The sequence below is a fragment of the Paenibacillus sp. RC84 genome, from assembly GCF_041260495.1.
Classification (GTDB): Bacteria; Bacillota; Bacilli; order Paenibacillales; family NBRC-103111; genus Paenibacillus_F.
This window is the reverse complement of sequence record NZ_JBGBYL010000001.1, coordinates 68,931-89,153: the sequence shown is the minus strand read 5'-3', so window position 1 is coordinate 89,153 and position 20,223 is coordinate 68,931. Positions and strand designations below refer to the sequence as shown.

The window sequence follows — 20,223 nt, the reverse complement described above, 5'->3', positions numbered from 1 at the left end:
CGGAACGTGACACTTGAGACGCATATAACGGTGCGGGCCGGTTTACGCTAGACTTTACCGCCTTAAAGCGGATAAGTGCTCACGCAAACAACTCCGGGGCGACTTCGAACGGCCGTTTATCTCCCTGTGGAACCTTCCAGCGCTGCAATTCCACTCTCTGAAGGGCTCGCCGTCTACTACTCCCCATCCACGTCGATTCAACGTAATGAAAAATGTTTGTAAAGCAAACCGTTAAATTACACTTTATGATAAACCAAACGGACCAAAAACGTCAATCTTTTCAATACGAAAAGGGCTATTACCCATCATATCCAAGGGGGCGCCCGCATAAACTGGTAGCGGAAATTTTTATTATTTGAGGGGGATACTCATGCAAAAATGGTGGTGGAAAACCCGGTTCACCGTTCGGGGCGTGCTTTTCCCGCTCATCTGCATTCAATTTGTCCGCACGCTGATTTTTCCCAACGGCCTCGACGTCTTTCTCTTGTTCGTTCTTTTTCTCGCCTATCTCGGTTTTCTTCTGGACGTCTATTAATAATAGTAGGTTTGCAAAAAACAGGACGGAAAAAACCGGCAACGCTGGATGCGTCACCGGCCGTACCTTCCTTACTTCACAATGGTATCAAGCAGCATGCGGCCTGTTTCCATCTGAATATCGTACTCACGCTGATACTGATTGATAATGTCGGTGCTGAAACCTTCATTCTGAAGCGTATTCTGGGCACTGCCCACAATATCCCTGAAATCGGACACGCACTGGGCGAAGCGCTCGGAAGCTTCCTTATAAAGAGTGGACTTCTGGTGCGTTGTCGTCGCCCGGGAAAACTGCATCGCGTAAGAAACGAGGTCACGCTGGCACGCCGATTTCAGCGCATTCAGCTTCTGAATCGTTTCTTTATTGATGGAATCATAACGGTCATCGCGGTCCTTGCCGCCATTGCCGTTACCATTGCCGTTATTACCTTGGCCGTTGCCGTTATTGCCATTACCGTTATTGCCGTTGCCGTTGTTGCCATTTCCGTTGTTACCATTTCCGTTGTTACCATTACCGTTATTGCCGTTGCCGTTGTTACCATTGCCCTGGCCATTCCCTTGGCCGTTGCCTTGGTTTCCGTTGTTTCCGTTGTTTCCGTTGTTGCCTTTATCTTGGCCGTTACCCTTACCGTTACCGCCGGCCTGGTTGCCTTTGTCGGTGTTCTTGTCCTGGCCTTTGTCCTGGCCGTTTCCGTTGCCTTGACCGCCGCCGTTGTTCTGGCCCTTCCCGTTACCGGAATCCGGAACAGGTGTTGGAACCGGCGTCGGGACAGGCGTCGGGTCTGGCTTAGGTTCAGGCTTAGGGACAGGAAACTTCTGATTGCCGCCCGTAAGAATCGGGAGCAGATATTCGTTCAGGAAGCCCCATACATTGTTGGCAAGCTGATCAAAACTCGCGCGGGCGTTCTGATTCACCGCCGCTTGCGCATTCGCCTGACCCGGCTGGAAAGCCGGGGACAGCAGAGCCAGCAGCATTGCGGCCACGAGCGCTTTATTTAACTTTTTCACAATTTCACTCTCCTCTTGGCGGGCGTTCTGACAAAACCGCAGCTCACTCGTTAACGGATTGCTGATACGACTTGCCTTTGCTTAAGCCATATTTGCCCGCAATGGCGATCAGCTCGTTATACTCGCTTTCGCTCAGCTTGTCCATGATGATCGCTTTCGCCTTTTTCTTTTCCTCGCGTGACACGCCGTCCTTCATCAGGAGGCTTAGCTGCTTGATGTCGCTTGCCTGCAGCCGCTTCAGCAGAACGGATGTAATCTTCATCCGCTCCGACCAGGAAATCTCCCCGCTCAGGCGCTCGGCCCGGTCCGCCGGTATGGCTGCCGGGTCTTTGGGGCGGCTTTTCGCGCTTCCGCTGCCCTCCTCCGCCGATCCGGCTGCCTGATGTCCGGCCTGCCCCGGGTCCGGCCGGGCGGACGGCGCCGCAGACGCAGGAGCTTTCCCGCTGCCCGGCGCGGCCTTTACGGCCGGGAAAGCTTCCTGCGGACGGGAGCCGTCCTGTGCATCCGCACCGGGCGAAGCCGGCGCCCCGCCACCCGGAACCGGGCGGCCTTCCGGCGCTTCCTTGCCCGCAGCGTCAGCTTCGTCGGCTGCCTGCCCAATACTTAAGGAGGCCGCCGTCCGGATCATTTCATCCGAAATCCGGACGGCCGCAAAAACCCCGGCCATTCCCGTTATAAGGATGCCTGTCCCCACCCAAAGGAACAAGCGGCGTCGTTTGTTCATCTCCCGGCCTCCCGCCTTTTAATCCGGATGCTTGTCCGCCAAAGCCGAATCCCCCAAGGCGCCGCCCACACGGCTGCTGATAGTCCCGCCAAGCCTCCGGCTGTATCCAAGACAACATCCTGTATTGCGCTGGTACGCATGGCTGCGGCCGATTGAACCCATTCATCCCCCATCGCGATCGCGACGACATACAGCAGGGAAAAGAGTGCCCGCTTCCTCCGCCGGCTCCCCCAGAGAGAAAGAGCTTGATACGCAAGTGCGGCAAGTACGGCATAAACAACCAGATGAGCTGTTTTACGGAAAATAAATTCGATGAACCGCATCGGATCGGATTGCGCCCGAATAATCGTATGATGGTAGCGCACCGTCACCTGCGGGATATAGGCATGAATCTCCTCCTTTGTGAAAAGTTTATGCAATAAAGGCTGTATGCTCTGCTCGCGAAACGACTGATGAGACCAATGGAAGACGAGCAGCGTCCACAGCAATACAGGCAAAATCCATAAAAGCTTAGAGCGAGACGGTTTTGGCCGCACTGGCATTTGCGCTGCCGGTTGTGACGGCGGGACGCCCGACGGAATAATAGACGAACTCCCGCTCTTTCATTTCCCGTACGGAGAAACAGTTGCGCCCGTCCACGATAATCGGAGCCGTCAGCAGTTGTTTCACCCGGGCCAGATCCATTTCGACGATCTCGCTCCATTCCGTCAAAATGAGGCAGGCATCGCAGCCTTCCAATGCTTCTTCAAGCGTCTCGAAATCTTCGTAATACTCGGCGATCTGATTGCGCGCGGCCTGCATCGCGATAGGATCGTAGGCGCGTACGGAGGCGCCGAGCCGGACCAGTTCCGGAATGATGGTCAAGGAAGGGGCGTAGCGCATATCGTCGGTGTTCGGCTTGAAGGCAAGTCCGAGTACGCCGATCTTTTTGCCTTCCAGACAGCCCAGAGCCTGTTTCAACTTGTCCACGACAACTAAGCGCTGTTCGTCGTTGGCTGCGATAACCGATTTCAGCAGGGAGAAATCGAATCCCGCCTCTTCGGCGATATAAGAAAGCGCAAAGGTATCTTTGGGGAAGCAGCTTCCCCCGTAACCGATGCCCGCCTGCAGAAACTTCGCGCCGATTCGGCTGTCCAGACCCATGCCTGCGGCAACGGAGGTGACGTCGGCGCCGACACGTTCGCAGACGTTAGCGATTCCGTTGATAAAAGAAATTTTGGTGGCCAGAAAAGCATTGGCCGCATATTTGATCATTTCCGCGCTCTCCAGATTCGTCTGGAAAATGCGGGTGCGGAAAGGGGCGTGAAGATCGGCGATCCGCTTGGCCGCCTTGTCGCTCGTGGCGCCGATGACGGCGCGTTCCATGTTCATGCAGTCCTCGATGGCCGAGCCTTCCCTTAAAAACTCGGGATTGGAAACAACGTCGAACTGGACGAAGCGGTTTTTCCGGTTTTCCATAATAATCTGCCGGACCTGCTCACCGGTTCCGACGGGAACCGTGCTTTTGTTCACGATAATTTTGTAGCTGTTCAAATGCTGACCGATCGTCCGGGCAACCTCGTGCACGTAGCGCATATCGGCTTCGCCGTTATCGCCCATCGGCGTGCCGACCGCTATATAAATGATGTCCGACGCTTCAATGGCGTCGCCGATTTCGGAAGTAAAAAACAGACGGTCGGCATCGACGTTTTTCTTCACCAGTTCTTTGAGACCCGGCTCGTAAATCGGAATCTCGCCTTTGCGCAGCATCGCGATTTTGAACGGATCGACGTCGCCGCAGATGACCCGGTTGCCGATTTCAGAAAAACAAGTTCCGGAAACAAGCCCAACATAACCACTGCCGACTACTGTAATTTTTTCCATCTACTTCGCCACCTTACTGATAGGATTGTGAAGCGCAGCGTGCTGCTCGTGAACCGATTGAATGTATCCCAGCAAATCCTGCTGTAAATCCTCGCGCTGCAGAGCGAAGTCGAGGGTTGCTTTAATGAAGCCGAATTTGTCCCCCACATCGTAACGAACGCCTGAGAAGTTGTAGGCGACAACGGGCTTCTGCTCGTTCAGCCTGCGGATCGCGTCCGTCAGCTGGATTTCGCCGCCCGCTCCCGGCGCCTGATTTTCCAGGATTTCAAAAATTTCCGGCGTCAGCACGTAACGCCCCATAATCGCATAATTGGAAGGAGCCGCCTTGCGCGAAGGCTTTTCCACGAGCGTTTCCAGGAAAAAGACGTCCGGTTCGATGGAGGAGCCTCTCGGCGCGATGACGCCGTACTTGGAAACGTCTTCGTCGCTGACCCGCTGCACGCCCACGACGGACGAGGAGTAGCGGGAATGAATGCGGAGCAGCTGCTTCAGGCAGGGCTCCTCGGATTGCACGATGTCGTCGCCGAGCAGAACGGCGAACGGCTCGTTGCCGACGAAGCTGCGGGCGCACCAGATGGCGTGACCGAGGCCTTTCGGTTCTTTTTGCCGGATATAATGAATATTCGCCATGTCGGAGATGGCCTGAATTTGTTTAAGTTCTCCGTGTTTGCCCTTCTTGTCCAGGGTTTCTTCCAGTTCGAACGACTTGTCGAAATGATCTTCAATCGCGCGCTTGCCCCGTCCGCTGATAATGAGAATATCTTCGATGCCGGACGAAATGGCTTCCTCGATAATGTATTGGATCGTCGGTTTGTCCACGATCGGGAGCATTTCCTTCGGTTGGGCTTTCGTAGCTGGCAGAAACCGGGTACCGAGACCTGCCGCCGGAATTATCGCTTTACGCACTTTCATGATTCATTCCTCCTTATGGTCGTTAACTGCGGGTGGCTCTAAGCGTTCAAAGCATGAAGCAGAATGCCGATGACAAAATCCTGATCCGATTCGCTGAGGCTGGAACCGGAAGGCAGGCACAACCCTTGTTCGAAGAGGCGGTCGGACACGCTTGTTCCCTCTTCGTGCGGGTAGTAAGCGCACTTACCGTACAGCGGCTGCCGATGCATCGGCTTCCAGACCGGCCGGGACTCCGCATTCTCCGCGGCCAGGCGCGCGATAAGCTCTTCCGTCGTGATGCCGGCCGCGGCCGGATCGACCGTCAATGCGGTCAACCAGCGCGTGGAGCGGCCGTACGGCGCCTCGGGCATAAACGTGATGCCTTCGATGCCGCCAAGCGCCTCGCGGTACCGGTCGAACACGGCCCGGCGGGCGTTCACGCGTTCATCCAGCACACGCAGCTGCCCGCGACCGACACCGGCGAGAATGTTGCTCATCCGGTAGTTGTAGCCGACCTCGCTGTGCTGGTAATGGGGAGCCTGATCTCTTGCCTGCGTGGCCCAGAAGCGGGCTTTCTCCAAGGCTTCCAGATCGTCCGACACCAGCATGCCTCCGCCGGAAGTCGTAATGATCTTGTTGCCGTTGAACGAGTAGACGCCGAAACGTCCAAGCGTTCCGCTCGACTTGCCGGAATAGGTCGCGCCGAGCGACTCGGCCGCATCCTCGACAACGGGAACGCCGTAGGCGTCGAGCAGTTCCAGGAGAGGCGCCATGTCCGCGCTCTGGCCGTAGAGGTTGACGACGACCGCCGCTTTGGGCAGCCGTCCTTCCCGCTTCGACTCGGCGAGAGCCCGCTCCAATGCGGCCGGCGACATGTTCCAGGTCGCTTCGTCCGAGTCGATCAGCACAGGCTCCGCGCCTTGGTACAAGATCGGATTGACGCTGGCGACGAACGTGAGCGAGGAGCACAGGACGCGGTCGCCCGGGCCTACGCCCAGCAGACGCAGCGCCTCGTGGATACCGGCGGTGCCGGAGCTGAGGGCCACGGCCCCCTTCGAGCCGGTGTAAGCCGCCAGCTCGGCCTCGAACGCGTCCACGTTCGGTCCGAGCGGAGCGATCCAGTTCGTCTCGAACGCTTCGCGGACGAACTTCTGCTCCTCCTCGCCGATATGCGGAGGAGACAGGAGAATACGGCTCCGGCCGGTTCCCGGCAGACCATCCGCTGTTCCGGGGGCGGCCCCTGGTTGAAGCTGTGCGGCGCGGGCCGGTGAAGCATGAGTTTGAAGTTGAGCAGCCATATTCGGTCCTCCTTTGATTGATCCGGTCATTCGGTCAAATGGAATAAGAGCGTGTTTATGTACCTGACGGAATACGATTGATTGAATGAAATACGAATCATTTCGCTAAATCCGGGTAACACCGAGCGCAGCGCAGCTCAGCTCCCGGTGCACGCCGCGGTGCAGCATGACGTCAGTCACCCGCATATCGGCTGATTGCCGGGCAACTCGCTCGCCGCCCCGGACGGGTGAACTCAACGCGCGCGAATCCCAGGCTCGCGCCTGCGGCCCTGCGCGGCGTTCAGACGTTCAGCCGCTCACGCCTGCCGGATCACCCGGGCAGGGACGCCCGCGGCCGTGCATCCGGCGGGGACATCGCGCACCGCCACGGCTCCGGCGCCCAGCGTGCTCCACTCGCCGACGGCGAGCCCCTGGATCACGGAGGCGCCGATGCCGATGTGCGCCCCCGCTCCCACGTCAACACCGCCGGCCAGGGCCGCGTTCGGCGACACATGCGCGTAGTCGCCGATCACGCAGTCGTGCTCCACGACGGCGCCGGTGTTGACGATCGCGTGAGCGCCGATCCGGGCCCCCGCGTTGACGACCGCGCCCGGCATCACGGCTGTGCCGGGCGCCAGGCTCGCGTCCCCGCTCACGACGGCGCGGGGATGGATCAGCAGCGCGAAGCGCCCGGGCTCCACGCCGAGCGATTCGGCGACCCTGCGGCGGACCGCGCAGCTGCCGATGGCGACGAAGACGCGCAGGTCTTCGTCTTCCGCGAGCATACGGGCGGCCAGCGCAACCGGTCCGCGGGGCAGGCCGTCCGCCCCGGCGGCCGGGACCGCATACCGGTCGTCGAGCACGGCGGCAAGCTCGTACTGCCCGCCGGCCCGCGCGATGTCGCGCACGACCTTGGCGTGGCCCCCGTCGCCGATCAGGAGAAGTCTCCTCACGACGGGCTTCCGATACCGGATGCGGCGCTTCCGGTGTACTTGGTCGTCGTGGCCTGCCCTTCCTGCGACACGCCTTCCCTGCGGACGACTTTAACGGCGGTCAGCAGAAGTATTTTGACGTAAAGGCGGAAGGAGCGGTTGTCGACATACCACACGTCGAGTTTGAACTTGTCTTCCCACGAAATCGCGTTCCGCCCGTTCACCTGCGCCCATCCCGTAATCCCGGGGCGTACCCAGTGGCGCCGCTTCTGTTCGTCGGTATACAACTCCAGATATTCCATCAGCAGCGGCCGGGGGCCGACAAGGCTCATATCGCCCTTGATCACGTTCAAAAGCTGCGGAATTTCGTCCAGGCTGAGCTTACGCAGCAGCTTGCCGAAAGCGGTCAGCCTGACTTCGTCCGGAAGCAGATTCCCGGATGAATCTCTCTTGTCTGTCATCGTCCGGTACTTGTAGACGTGAAACGGCTGTCCGAATCGTCCCGGCCGCTTCTGCTTGAACAGCACCGGCGAACCCAGCTTCATGCGGACAAGAAGCCCGACGACCGCGTAGACCGGAAGCAGCAGGAGCACCAGAGGCAGTGCAATAGCAAGATCCGCCGTACGCAGGACGGTATGCCCAAGCCATCTTCCGATGCGGCCCTTTTCTCTTGTGCCCGTACGAAGCTCTTGGTACATCGTTTCCAGCCTTCGAACGACAATCTGCTCGGTAAATTCCTGTTCGATTCTGCGCCGTCCGCCTTGTCCCAGCAAGGTGCCGTACGCTTTGTTCTCGATGAGGGTGCGGAAGGCTTTGGCGAGCGCCCCCGTATTTTTGTAAGGAACGAGCAGACCCGTATCCTCATGCCGGACCAGCTCCCGCGTACCGAGCACATCGCTTGCGACCACGGGTTTGGAAAAAGCCATCGCTTCCATCAGAAAACGCGGAATTCCTTCTTTCTCGGAAGTCAGCACGACGATGTCGGCCATTTTCAGAAAGGCATACAGGTCGGAACGGTGCCCGATCAGCAGCACTTCTTTTTGCAGACCGAGTTCGGCGATCCGTTCGAGGATTTGCTTTTCCAGCGGACCTTTGCCGGCTAGCAGACACACGAAATCCGTGATTCCCTGGCTTTTCAGCAGAGCGAGCGCGTCCAGCAGAAAATGATGATCCTTCACCGGCTCCATTCTCGCTCCCATGAGCAGAACGGTCTTATTTTGCGGGACGCCGTAAGTCGCCTTTAACGTCTCCAGCTCTTCCCGGCCGATTCTGCCGGCCGCCTTGTCCAGCTTGTCCAGATCGACGCCGTTGCCTTCGTAGTACACGATCTTGCCCGCGTTCAGCGACTGAAGCTTCGCCATGTCTTCCCGGTTCTGGGAAGCAAGCGCATCGCAGAAGTACGTGCCGATTTTTTCAAGTGTCCGGTAAATCGTATAAGCCGTCTTTGACTGGCCCTCATAGAACGGCAGGCCGTGGCTCGTGTGCATAATGACCGGCGTGCGGGCCAGCCAGGCGGCGGCTCGTCCGATAATTCCCGCCTTGGCCGTATGGGTATGGACGATGTCATAGCCTTCGCGCTTGATAAGCCTTCTCATCCGGAGGATCGAACGCACATCTTCCACAGGACGTATTTTGCGGTTCATCTGCACGAACTTCAGTTTGAGTCCGCTGTTCTTCATCGCCTGCTCGTCGTAGCCTTCCGGGGATGAAATCAGATGGACTTCATGCCCGGCCTGCCGCAGGACGGACATTTTGTCCGCCAAAATTTTGTGAGAGATAGCCGACGTACAAATATGGGCGATTTTGCTCAAGCGAAGCCTCCCCTTTCCGTCTAAGATGCGTTTGCTTTAAGACCCGTAATACCCGACATACCAGTCGGCGAACTTGCGGAGCCCTTCCGAAATAGGCGTCGACGGACGGAATCCGACATCTCTCTGAAGAGCGTCAATGTCCGCGAAAGTCGCCTGCACATCACCCGGCTGCATGGGTTTGAATTCGATTTCCGCCCTCGTGCCCAGGCTCTCTTCCAGCGTCCGGATAAACGTCATCAGTTCAACCGGCGAATTGTTGCCGATGTTATACACTTTATAAGGCGCATAGCTCGTACTCGGATCGGGATTTTCCCTATCCCAGTCCTTATTCGGCGCGGGCGGGCGGTCCAGCAGCCTCACGATGCCCTCGACGATGTCGTCGATATACGTAAAGTCTCGCCGCATTTTGCCTTCATTGAACACTTGAATGGGCTTGCCTTCGAGAATGTTGCGGGTAAAAGAGAAATACGCCATATCCGGGCGCCCCCACGGTCCGTATACCGTAAAGAAGCGCAGCCCCGTCACCGGTATCCCGTACAGGTGGCTGTAAGAATGGGCCATCAGCTCATTCGCTTTTTTGGTAGCCGCATACAGGCTGACGGGATGGTCGACCGGGTCGTCCGTCGAGAACGGCATTTTGGTATTGGCGCCGTATACCGAGCTGGAAGACGCGTAGATGAGATGGTCGATTTTGTAAGTCCGGCACGCTTCCAGGACGTTTAGAAATCCGGTCAGATTCGAATCGGCGTAAGCCCTCGGGTTCTGGAGGCTGTACCTGACCCCCGCTTGAGCGGCCAGATTGACGGCCACCCGGATTTCATGCTCGCCGAACACCCGGTTAAGCTGCTCGTGGTCGCATAAATCGGCCGTATAATGATGATAATTCGGGTAATTTTGAAGCTGCTTCAGCCTGTCTTGTTTCAGCGTTACGGCATAGTAATCGTTGAGATTATCGTAACCGACTACCTTCGCCCCGCTTTCCAGCAGCCTTAAAGCCAAATGATAGCCGATAAACCCGGCTGATCCGGTGATCAGAATGGACACCTGCCTACACTCCCCTGCTTACATATTGATGAAAAGACTGCCAGAACTCGCTTCGATCGCGGTCCAGCTTCGTTTTGGTGAAATTAGCCGCTTTGGCAAAATTGCGGCTCGCCTGCTCCAGCATCCAGTCCCGGTTGATAACCGTTCCCGTAAGCAGAGCGGCCAATTGTTTATCCTGGCCCGGCTTGAACAGGCAGCCCGGATCGAGAAGCTCGGGAATGCCTCCGGCCGTCGAGCCGATGACGGGACAGCCCCTTCCCATCGCTTCGATTGTGGCGCGGGGAAGTCCTTCCTGGAAGCTCGGCTGGATGTAGATATCCACGCTGTCCAGCCAGCCGAATACCGCGCTGCCGCTTGGAAGGACGCCGTCGAACTGAACGTTCTCCTGCAGCCCGAGGCTGCCCGCCATCGCGATCCAGCGCGACTTGTCCCCGTCCCCCAGAATGCGGAACTTGAACGGGGGCAGCTGGCCTTTGATTCGCGCCAGGGCATTCAGGGCCGTGTCGATGCCCTTAGTTTTGCCGTTTAACGAACCGATCAAACCGATCGTGACCGGCGTTTTCATGCTGCGGATCCGCTCCAGCCTTCTTTGCAGCACGTCCTCGCCCATTTCGGGAAGCTCGACGTTCGAGCACGATTGGGTGCGGCCGCTCGGGCATGGGTACCTTTTCTGCAAAAACTGCTCGGTGACATAGATGGCGTAGGGGGCTTCCTTGACGTCGGACTTCGTTTTCCACGTGGCGATCGGCGCGTACAGCTTGCCCTGCACGCTGCCGTAGTTCCACAGACCGTCCCAGGCGCAGGCAACAACCTCGACCGCAAACGGTTTGCCCAGCTTCTTGGCAATGGCGATCGCTTCGGAGCCGATCTCGCTCGGCAGCCGGGCGATCACCGCGTCCGCTTTCATGACCGCTTCCGTCAGCACGCGCTCGACGTAGCCCTTTTTCGTAATTTTATTAACGGGATTGCTGAGGGAGGGCAGGACGATAAAGTTGACGCCCGCTCCGCTCGACAAGCTTTTCTTCTCCATTTCATGGGCGGAGGTCATTCTCTTGCCCCGGGACACGACCGTGAGAGAGTCGAATACGGAAAGATACCTCTCCCATACGGCGTAAGGCAGCTTGCCGCTTGAGTAAAATTTCCCCGAATCCGTAAAGTAAAACGTATGATCATGTGCCCACAGAACGTTCATAGTGACCCTCTTTTCTGATTGACTTAATGATTTTGGCCGGCACACCCGCCGCCACTGTCATGGAGGGAACCGGTCTGGTTACGACCGCCCCCGCAGCGACGATAGAACGGCTTCCGATGCTTGCGCCCGCCAAGACCCTGCATCCGCAGCCGATCCAGACATCCCGGTGAATGTGGATTTTGGAACAGACGACCGGATTGTCGCGGATGGGAAGAGACTCGTCCTCCCAGCTGTGCTGGAAGGAGATCAGCGAACTCTGGTGCGCGATGGACACTTCGTCGTCGATCTGAATCTCGCCGCACGCGTCCAGGTAGCACTGCTTGTGGATGCTGACATTGCTGCCGATCCGCAGGCGCTCCCAGTATTTGATCTCCACCGACCGGCCGACGAAGACATTGTCTCCGCAGCTCAGCGTCAGGCACTTCAGCAGACAGTAGCGCATCGCCACTCCCGCCGTGTCCGGCAGAAGATCGGTCAGCGTCCAAGCGTACTTAAGCGCCGGCCTCGGGAAGAGACGGAGAATGCGGATGACGATGTCCAGCACCGTTTTGAATTTGTGAAACCGGTCTCGGCCTCTCATGAATTCCTCTCCTTTTGTCGCGGATAGACTTTAGCCATTTCAGCGTCCAGCCGGCCGTATAAGCTTGAAACATATACAGCAGGGGCAGAATGGGAAGCTTCTTGCGCACCATGTTGTCCCCGATCGTGCCGACGCCGTATTCCAGATCGCGTCCCGTTACGGTCATGTAGCCGACGAGCACCAGCGTGCAGGCATAAGCGAAGAGCAGCACCACGACAATTCCGTAAAACGCCCTCGTCTCTTTATATCGGATAAACATCAGCACCGCAAAAGCAAGCGCCACGAGCATCGCGACGGCTTCCATGGAACGGTACATCACGTTCGTTTCCCAATTTTCCGGATTAACGGGATTGGGGCTCAGGAACAGGAAGGCCGTCAGCAATACCGCGTTGACGATGCCCAGTCCGCCGATTTTGACGGCGAGCACGCCGGCCGATACGACCAGCATGGCGACCGCGGTTTTGAATCTTTTCGTAAACAGCAGGTAAAAGCAAAGCGTGTACACGATGGCATAATCCCGCAGGCCGGTTGCGTACAACATCACGAGCAGGAACAAAACATACTTCCGCTTCAGCAGCAGATGCGTGCAGTACAGGCCGAGCGCCACGCAGGTGACGTCTTTTGCAAATAGCGAAGTCATCATCATGAACGACGGGCTGACGAACAGCCCCAGAATGATCCAGCCTTCGTACATGCGGCGGTTTGCCTGCTCATAGCCGAAAAACGACCGGTTCAGCGCATAGATCAGATAAGCGATCCAGATCAGCATCACCGAATTGTACGTAATGATGACAAGCGGATCGGACACGTCGAGAAATTTAAAGAACGGCATATACATCAGCCCGAAAATCGGGTAGGCCGATGAATTGAACAGATAAGTCGAAATATGCTCAAAGGCGTAATGCAGAAAATCACCCAGTCCCAGGTACGTGACGACCTGCTCGTAATAATGATTTTCGTCGGGTCCGGCCAAGGGAGTCGCCGTAAACGCATAAACGAACTTCCCGATCAGCATCACGCAAAAGCCGATATACAGCAGGAACGGCTGATCCGGCCAGCGGATCATGCAGAAAAGCGGCAGAAGCAGCACGAAAAAAGAAATGATCCCCATACGCTCATCCAGCAAAAAAATTCCTTTTTCCAGAAGCAGCATAAGGAGTACATAGCCGATCACGAACAGGTTCCGAAGGGGAGGCGCTCCCTTCGGCAGCCCGGCTGCGGGGCTATGGCGCCGCAGCGTACATCCGCTCCAGTCTCCGCACACTTGTCTGAATGTCGTATCCGCACTCCTGCAGCGCCTCCAGCCGGACGGGCCAGTCCAGCCGCGATCCGGCGGTTTTCTCCCGGATCGCCCCCGCCCACGAATCGGCCGATTCGTTCAGGGACAGCCGGCTGACCAGCCCCAGGTTCAGGTCCGCTTCCGCGGGCACCTGATCGGAGATGAGGCACGGAACGCCCGCAGCCTGCGCCTCGATGACCACGATGCCGAGTCCTTCGTACAGCGAAGGCAGCAGGAACAGGTCGAAGGCTCCGATCAGCTCGGGGATGTTCTTGCGCACCCCGAGCAGGTGCACATGGTCCGCGATTCCCAGCTCGCGGACCCGGGCTTCCATCTCGCTGCGCAGCGGTCCGTCCCCGATCAGCACAAGCTGGGCGTCCGGACGGACCCGCAGGAAGCGGGCAAAGATCTCGAGCAGAAACCGGTGGTTCTTCTGCTCGCTGAATCTTCCGATGTGCCCGATCACGGGCACATGAGGGTCCGTGACCCCGACCGCTCTGCGGTAAGCCGAGCGGTCTCTCTCCAACTGCCCGTAGGGCTGGACCTGGATCGAATTCGGGAACACGACGACCCGCTCGTCCCGCCAGCAGTCGGGCCCGAAAAGCGCTTCGCAGGCGGAGCGGGAGCAGCCGAGCATCGTCGTCGAGTTGCTGCGGATCAGTCCCCGCATGTACTTGCGGTAGAGGCTGCGCAGCCACGATTCCCGCTTGCTGTCGTGCGTGTTGTGGCTGTGGCTGATTCGGACCGGCACGTTCATCTCTCCGGCAAGTTTCAGCACGTAGCCGCTGAACTGGTAGATGTGGCTGTGCACGACCTGATACGGCCCGTGTTCCTTCAAGTTGGCGAGGAAAGCACGGCGGAAGGCGCGCAGCCCTTTTTTCGGATGGGGCTGTCTGAAAATACGGCCTCCCAGCTCGATGATCTCGTCATCGTAAAATCCTTTTTCCTCAAATTGTACGGCAAAATGAAACTCATACTTGTCCCGGTCTATCGTCCGGTACAGGTTCATCAATAGCGTTTCGATCCCGCCGGGATGCATTTTTCCGACGACGTGAAGAATTTTCGTTTTAGGCTTCATGCAGAATCCTCCCGACGTAAGTAACAAGCTCCCGTTTTTTCTGGTTGACGATCCGTACGGAGCCTTCGTGACGGCTCTTCTCCGGGACAAGCCCGGCAAGCACTGCTTTGGGGTCCGTACGGAAATCGAGCACGTACCCGGAGAGGCCCAGATCTTTAAAAATGCTCGCCAGCTTTTTGTCCCAGGCGATGCCGTAGGTCGGCTTGCCGAAGGAGATGGCCGGGATGCACGCATGCAGGCGCTGGGCGATTACCGTATCGCAGTCCCGGATGCTCTCGACCAGATCCCCGACATCGCCCGGATAAGGGGCGAATTCCACACCGGGCATTCCGGCCAGCCGCGGTTTGACGTAACGTTCCACGAAGGCGTTGTCGGTGTCCGCCCCGTTCGTAAAGACCCGGACGCGGCTGCCGCCGTCGGTCGCCCCTTTCGCCAGGCTGTACCACCAATCGGCGCAATCGTCCCGTTCCCATACGTAAGGGGAATGCCGCCTCATTTCGTTGGGGTCCATGATGCCGAGCCCGACGGTATGGACGGAAGAGGATCTTGCGCCCCCGGCTGCATGCCTTCCCGGAAATGCTTCCAGGGTAACGAGCGCCGGATCGGATAAAGCCACGGCTTTGTGGGCCAGAGACGGGGCGATGGAAAGTAAATAAGCCAGCGAATCTTCGTCGCGGACTGAAATCGTTTTGGCGTAATGCAAAATATCGGTAAACCACTTCCGGGCCAGAAAGCTCCAAGGCCCTCTCATGCCGACGAACACGACGTGAAGCGGCTTGCCCTGCCTCTTTACTTCCCGGACCAGACGGCGCATGGCGATGGGAAACGACAAATAAGTGTCGATAAACAAATGTCCTCCGCCGATCAGCACCGCATCCGCCTGCGTGACAAGTTCGCGGATCTGCTCGCCGAGCACGGCGTCTTTGCGTTTATGGACCGAGTACGATTTCATGTAACGCAGAAAATCCGGCGTCAGCTTTTTTTTCACGCTGACTTCGTTCAATTTGTAGTCGCGGGTTAGAGCGGGTCCTCCATCCGTTCGCGGAACGGAACCGCTGCAGGCCGGGGTCTCTCTGTACAGACCGGCCGTCAAATCGAAGTTGGTGACGGTATATTCCCCGCAGGTGCGGATCAATTGGTTGACGGTCAACGCGATAAGACCGTCTCCCAGGTTCGTCGAATGGGGCACGCCCGCAAGCAATATATGTTTCACGTTAATTCCCTCGCTTTTTGTTGGCGGTCATCCAGGCAAACATCCCGATCGAGATATTAAGCTTGCGCCGGATAACGATCACCATGGCTGTTTTCCAGCAGACGGTGCAGAGCAGATTCGTAATAGCGGCCCCCAGCATGCCGAAGGCGGGGATCAGGGCAAGGTTCAGCACGATGTTCAGCACGGCGGAACCGGCCAAAATCCGGCCCAGTGTTTTCTGCTGCCCCGTCATCGTCATCAGCGTACCCGTCTGCCCGCTGAACGCGGAGACGAGCTGGCCGGTGGACAAAATCAGCAGCGCCAGCGATCCCCGTTTAAACTCTTCTCCGAACAGGCCGAGAATGGGATCGTTCAGAAACAGGAAGGCGACATAGATGACGCCCGCAAACAGGAATCCCGCCAAATTGCTCAAGCTGAGCACATGCTGGAGCTGCTTGTCGTCCTTCTTGGCGTAGGACTCCGAGATGAAAGGAGCCGCCGTCATGTTGATAGCCGTCAGACCGAACGAAACGAGCGTTGCGATCCGGACGGCCGCCCCGTAAATCCCCGCCTCGGTCGTCCCCTCCATCCAGCCGAGCATCAGCACGTTAAGCTGGCCCAGCACGAGGTACATGCCCGAGACGAACATGAGCGACAGGGAGACGTTCACCCACTCGCGGGTGTTGTAGGCGGTGTCCGCTCCTTGGATCTTCGGAGTCAGCCTGCGCTTCAGCACCCATGCGCCTATGGCGTAGGACACGGCCATGGCGGCCAGGAAGAGCAGCATGGCCTCTCCCGCTCCGGCCTTCGTGTCTGCGATGGCGTTGTAGAGAAACAGCAGCGCGATGAACACGACCGGGCGGATGATTTTCTCCGGCAGCTGCGCGTGCAGCATCTCCTTCAGCGCCTGAAGGGAGCTTTGGCGGAGCAGGGCCAAGGCCATCACCGGAATGCCGAGCAGGCCGGCTATGTAGGTGTAGAGCAGTTCGCCGTTCATGGTTCCGCTCATCAGAAGCACGACGAGGAGCGAAATGACCGTTACGGCCAGGGACAGTCCCGCCGTGATCTGATTCGCCCGGCGGAGCAGGCCTTTCACCTCCGCCCACTGCCCGTGCGCCCGGTAGGACGAAACGTAGCGGACGATGGCGGTGTCGAACCCGAGCTTCGTCGGGAAAACAAGGAACGTCACTACGGTGGTGACGAACGAATAGTAGCCGTAGCTGACGGCGCCCAGCTGCCTGGCCAGCAGGATTTGCAGAATCAGCGCGATGCCGATTCCCCCCACATTGACCAGGAAGGACAGCGAGCTGCTTTTCATCAGCATTTTCGATAAAGAACGTTGTGTAAGTGGTTTCGCGGTTGTATTCATACTCATCCCGGATTCAATCCCATTCCTGCTTGAGTTTTAAGAAACATTGCGGTAGGTCGGCACCAGATGCTGCAGCAGCGCGCGGATTTCTTCGGGATCGCTGCCGAGCACGCGTTCAAGCCGGCGCATTTCGAACTCCAGCTCGGTCCGGTTGATATTCATCGGCTTCCCGATAAATATCCGGTCGTGCATCGTGGAAGACATGCCTTCCTCGCTGGTCAGCAGCTCCTCGTACAGCTTCTCGCCCGCACGGATACCGGAAAATTCGATATCGATATCGACGTTCGGTTCATAACCGGAAAGCCGGATAAGGTCGGTCGCCAGATCGACGATTTTAACGGGTTTGCCCATGTCGAGAATGAACACTTCGCCGCCTTTGGCGAAAGCTCCGGCCTGAATCACGAGCTGCACCGCCTCCGGAATAGTCATAAAATAACGCACCATCTCGGGGTGGGTCACCGTCACCGGGCCTCCCCGGGCGATTTGGTCCTTGAATCTCGGGATCACGCTGCCCCGGCTGCCCAGTACATTCCCGAAGCGGACGGCCACGAACTTCGTCTTGCTGTGCTTGTCCAGACTCTGGATAAACATTTCCGCGATCCGTTTGGTCGTCCCCATAATGCTCGTCGGGTTGACGGCTTTATCCGTGGAAATCAGCACGAAACGCTCCGCGCCGAATTCGTCCGCGCATTCCGCTACGTTTTTGCTGCCGAATACGTTATTCTTGATCGCTTCCGACGGGTTGCGCTCCATGAGCGGCACGTGCTTGTGCGCTGCGGCGTGGAAGACGACCTGCGGGCCGAATTCGCGGAATACGTCCGCAATGCGGGTCCGGTCCTGCACATCGGCGATCACGGTTTCGATCGGAAGATTCGGGAACAGCCGGCGCATTTCCATCTCAATGCCGTAAATGCTGTTCTCGCCGTGGCCGAGAAGGAGCAGCCGGGCCGGTTTGAACGGGGCTACCTGGCGGCAGAGCTCGGAGCCGATAGACCCGCCCGCGCCGGTGACCAGCACGATTTTGTTCTGCACGTAATCGGCGATATTTTGTAAGTCCGTCTGGATGGGATCGCGTCCCAGCAGGTCTTCCACCTGCACGTCGCGCATCTGGTTGGCCGCCATTTTACCCTGAATGTATTCCTGGATGTGCGGAATGATTTTCAGACGGGCTTTCGTCGTTTTGCAAATATTGATAATGTCCGAAATCTGCGTCTTCGACACCGAAGGCAGCGCGATAATAATATCGTCGATCCGCTGCTCTTCCACGATCCGGGGAATATCAAGGCGGTTTCCCATGACCGGAATGCCGTGAAGCTGAAGCTTCTGTTTGTAGGGATCGTCATCCACGAAGGCGACCGGCTTCATCATGAAGCTGTCGTTGTGCGCAAGCTCCTTCACGAACATGACTCCGCAGCTCCCCGCTCCGACGACAAGCGTCCTTTGGGCGGGCTTGCCGCCCCGGGACCTTGAGCTGCCGTAAAAATTGTCGCAGAACACGCGCCAGACAAACCTTGAACCGCCCAGCATAAGCAGGATACCGTTCAGATTCTGGAGGAACATATACAGCGTGATCTCACCGGCGGACAGGAATGACGTCACCGCATACGAAATCAGACAGGAGACGATGACCGCTTTGGCGATCGCTACCATTTCACCGACGCTGGCATACTGCCAGATCCGGTTATAGAGCTGGAAGTAGAACATCGCGCACGCTAGCGAGATACCGGATACCAGTGTGTAGAGCATAATGACACTCATGACTTCCTGCGGAATGCCGCCCCGGAAATGCGCCAGGAAAGTCAGATAAATGCTCGCCCATACGATAATCATGTCAATCAGGACAAGCATGGGCGTCCGTTTAGAATAACTCATCTTTTCCCCTCCCTTAGTGTTGGAAACCGTTTTGATAAAAGGATGATGAATCTAAATGGATGAAGCCGCCGTTTCCCAAGCAAATCAGCTGCTGTAGTCGTAATACGTGTTCATCTTGGCGTCCTTGCGGGCGACTTTGTTCAGCACGACGCCCAGTATCCTTGCATGGACGAACTGCAGGCTGTCCCGCGCTTTCTGCACCAGCTCGCGTTTGACTCCGCCCGCGTTAACGACGAGCACGACGCCGTCGCACTGGGTCGCCACGACCTGAGCGTCACTGACGGCGAGGACGGGAGGCGTATCGACCAGAATCACGTCGAACTCCTGTTTGAGCCGCTCCAGGAGATCCGTCATCCGCCGGGAACCGAGAATCTCGGACGGGTTGGGCGGTACGGTGCCGCAGGTCATAACATACAGGCCCGGGATATCCGTCTCCTTGAGCGCTTCCTCCACTTCGGCCTGGCGCGTCAGCACATCCGTCAATCCGGTGCGGTTCGAGAGGCCGAACGTGCGGTGAGCCGTCGGTTTGCGCAGGTCCGCGTCGATGAGCAGCACCTTTTTGTCCGTTTGGGCGTACACGACGGCCAAGTTGTCGATGGTGGTGGACTTCCCTTCCCAGGGACTTGCGGAGGTGACCATCAGCGTCCGGATTTCTCCATCCACCCCGGAGTACTGAATGTTCGTCCGCAGCGTGCGGTACGTTTCGGATATCGGCGACATGGGATTGCTGTGAGCGATAATCGGTCGCTGCTTATTGGATAGGGACACCGGATGCTTCACCTACTTTCTTCCCGATCGGGGTGCGTTTGGGCTTCATATCTCCGGCCCGTATTTCAGGGACCGCTACAAGGGTCGGAAGGCCGAGATAGTGCTCCACGTCTTCCTCCGTTTTCAGGGTATCGTCAAAATATTCGAGTGTGAAAACGAGTCCGATCGCGAACATGAGCGAAGCCAGGAAGCTGATGGCCACATTCAGCGGCACATTCGGTTTGACCGGCGCCGGCGTTTTGGCCGGGTCCGCCTCATGAAGCACGAAGACGTTGTCGATTTTCATAATGTTCGGAATCTGCTTCTGGAACATCTGCGCCACCGTGTTAATCATCTGAGCCGCTTTGGAGTAGGAAGCATCTTCAAGACTCAGCGTAAAAATCTGCGTATCGCTGACCGAACTGAACTGGATACGCCGCATAAGATCGTCGGAGGTCACTCCGTATTCCGGATGTTCCTTGACGACAAGATCCATAATCGCCGGCGTTTTGATAATTTCTTTGTAAGTGTGGATCAGGGAAATATTCGTGTTGATCGCATTCATATCGAGCCTCAGCATTCCCTGGTTATCCGCAGGGGAGTTGACGATCAGCTTCGTGGAAGCCTGGTAAACGGGCTTTAAGTAATATTTGCTTACGACGCCGGTAATCAGACAGCCCGCCGCCACGATCAGCAGAATAAGCCAGAGCCTTTTACGGAGGACAGCCAAATACCGTTTAATTTCAAAATCTATACTCACCGAACTGAATCCCTCGCTTTCCTTTGGTATCCGTATGACGCGGCCCGATGAGGGCCTACGAACAGCAAGC

General features: G+C 57.5%; 20 protein-coding genes. 1 reads left to right on the top strand and 19 read right to left on the bottom strand.

Going from position 1 to position 20,223, the window contains the following annotated elements:
• Positions 1-370 precede the first annotated feature (370 nt).
• Positions 371-535 carry a hypothetical protein gene (locus ABH899_RS00425; RefSeq protein ID WP_009672975.1) on the top strand — a complete coding sequence of 55 codons (165 nt, stop codon included), beginning with the start codon at positions 371-373 and terminating at the stop codon, positions 533-535.
• A gap of 71 nt (positions 536-606) precedes the next feature.
• Here the strand turns inward: ABH899_RS00425 and ABH899_RS00420 are convergent, their stop codons facing one another.
• The 19 genes from ABH899_RS00420 to ABH899_RS00330 all read right to left on the bottom strand — a co-directional run bounded on the left by ABH899_RS00420 (position 607) and on the right by ABH899_RS00330 (position 20,153).
• Positions 607-1,542, bottom strand: coding sequence for a hypothetical protein (locus tag ABH899_RS00420; RefSeq protein ID WP_369993060.1), 936 nt, complete (start codon positions 1,540-1,542; stop codon positions 607-609).
• A 43-nt stretch (positions 1,543-1,585) separates the two neighbouring features.
• A complete protein-coding gene (locus tag ABH899_RS00415; RefSeq protein ID WP_369993057.1) occupies positions 1,586-2,266 on the bottom strand; it encodes a hypothetical protein in 681 nt (226 codons plus the stop codon).
• Positions 2,263-2,754, bottom strand: a complete 492-nt coding sequence (locus ABH899_RS00410) for a VanZ family protein (protein WP_369993054.1) — start codon at positions 2,752-2,754, stop codon at positions 2,263-2,265. Before ABH899_RS00410 ends, ABH899_RS00415 begins: the two co-directional genes overlap by 4 nt.
• A gap of 22 nt (positions 2,755-2,776) precedes the next feature.
• The gene (tuaD, locus tag ABH899_RS00405) at positions 2,777-4,129 is read right to left on the bottom strand and encodes a UDP-glucose 6-dehydrogenase TuaD (RefSeq protein WP_369993051.1); all 1,353 of its coding nucleotides are present in this window, start codon (positions 4,127-4,129) and stop codon (positions 2,777-2,779) included.
• On the bottom strand, positions 4,130-5,041 hold the full coding sequence (galU, locus tag ABH899_RS00400) for a UTP--glucose-1-phosphate uridylyltransferase GalU (protein WP_009672971.1): 912 nt from the start codon (positions 5,039-5,041) through the stop codon (positions 4,130-4,132).
• A gap of 38 nt (positions 5,042-5,079) precedes the next feature.
• A complete protein-coding gene (locus ABH899_RS00395) occupies positions 5,080-6,318 on the bottom strand; it encodes a DegT/DnrJ/EryC1/StrS family aminotransferase (RefSeq protein ID WP_369993048.1) in 1,239 nt (412 codons plus the stop codon).
• A 105-nt stretch (positions 6,319-6,423) separates the two neighbouring features.
• Positions 6,424-6,555: a hypothetical protein gene (locus tag ABH899_RS00390; protein ID WP_369993045.1), complete on the bottom strand. Its 132-nt coding sequence runs from the start codon at positions 6,553-6,555 to the stop codon at positions 6,424-6,426.
• A gap of 59 nt (positions 6,556-6,614) precedes the next feature.
• Entirely contained in the window at positions 6,615-7,250 is a 636-nt protein-coding gene (locus tag ABH899_RS00385; RefSeq protein WP_369993043.1) for an acetyltransferase, read from the bottom strand.
• On the bottom strand, positions 7,247-9,040 hold the full coding sequence (locus tag ABH899_RS00380; RefSeq protein ID WP_369993041.1) for a sugar transferase: 1,794 nt from the start codon (positions 9,038-9,040) through the stop codon (positions 7,247-7,249). The genes ABH899_RS00385 and ABH899_RS00380 overlap by 4 nt, the downstream gene beginning before the upstream one ends.
• 36 nt (positions 9,041-9,076) lie before the next feature.
• Positions 9,077-10,084: an NAD-dependent epimerase gene (locus ABH899_RS00375; protein ID WP_016423516.1), complete on the bottom strand. Its 1,008-nt coding sequence runs from the start codon at positions 10,082-10,084 to the stop codon at positions 9,077-9,079.
• Positions 10,085-10,088: 4 nt separating this feature from the next.
• Positions 10,089-11,276, bottom strand: coding sequence for a glycosyltransferase (locus tag ABH899_RS00370; RefSeq protein WP_369993038.1), 1,188 nt, complete (start codon positions 11,274-11,276; stop codon positions 10,089-10,091).
• The gene (locus ABH899_RS00365) at positions 11,254-11,856 is read right to left on the bottom strand and encodes an acyltransferase (RefSeq protein WP_009675065.1); all 603 of its coding nucleotides are present in this window, start codon (positions 11,854-11,856) and stop codon (positions 11,254-11,256) included. Before ABH899_RS00365 ends, ABH899_RS00370 begins: the two co-directional genes overlap by 23 nt.
• Positions 11,768-13,030 (bottom strand): hypothetical protein, encoded by a 1,263-nt coding sequence (locus ABH899_RS00360; RefSeq protein WP_369993036.1) that lies wholly within the window; start codon positions 13,028-13,030, stop codon positions 11,768-11,770. Before ABH899_RS00360 ends, ABH899_RS00365 begins: the two co-directional genes overlap by 89 nt.
• 49 nt (positions 13,031-13,079) lie before the next feature.
• A complete protein-coding gene (locus ABH899_RS00355; RefSeq protein WP_369993033.1) occupies positions 13,080-14,213 on the bottom strand; it encodes a glycosyltransferase family 1 protein in 1,134 nt (377 codons plus the stop codon).
• Positions 14,203-15,426: a polysaccharide pyruvyl transferase family protein gene (locus ABH899_RS00350; protein ID WP_369993031.1), complete on the bottom strand. Its 1,224-nt coding sequence runs from the start codon at positions 15,424-15,426 to the stop codon at positions 14,203-14,205. The genes ABH899_RS00355 and ABH899_RS00350 overlap by 11 nt, the downstream gene beginning before the upstream one ends.
• A 1-nt stretch (position 15,427) precedes the next feature.
• Positions 15,428-16,780, bottom strand: a complete 1,353-nt coding sequence (locus tag ABH899_RS00345) for a flippase (RefSeq protein ID WP_369993029.1) — start codon at positions 16,778-16,780, stop codon at positions 15,428-15,430.
• Positions 16,781-16,810: 30 nt separating this feature from the next.
• Positions 16,811-18,646, bottom strand: a complete 1,836-nt coding sequence (locus ABH899_RS00340; protein ID WP_009675059.1) for a polysaccharide biosynthesis protein — start codon at positions 18,644-18,646, stop codon at positions 16,811-16,813.
• Between the two features lie 84 nt (positions 18,647-18,730).
• Complete coding sequence (locus tag ABH899_RS00335) at positions 18,731-19,414, bottom strand: CpsD/CapB family tyrosine-protein kinase (protein ID WP_218228822.1); 684 nt, start codon at positions 19,412-19,414, stop codon at positions 18,731-18,733.
• The gene (locus ABH899_RS00330; protein WP_369993026.1) at positions 19,398-20,153 is read right to left on the bottom strand and encodes a YveK family protein; all 756 of its coding nucleotides are present in this window, start codon (positions 20,151-20,153) and stop codon (positions 19,398-19,400) included. The genes ABH899_RS00335 and ABH899_RS00330 overlap by 17 nt, the downstream gene beginning before the upstream one ends.
• Between the last annotated feature and the right edge of the window lie 70 nt (positions 20,154-20,223).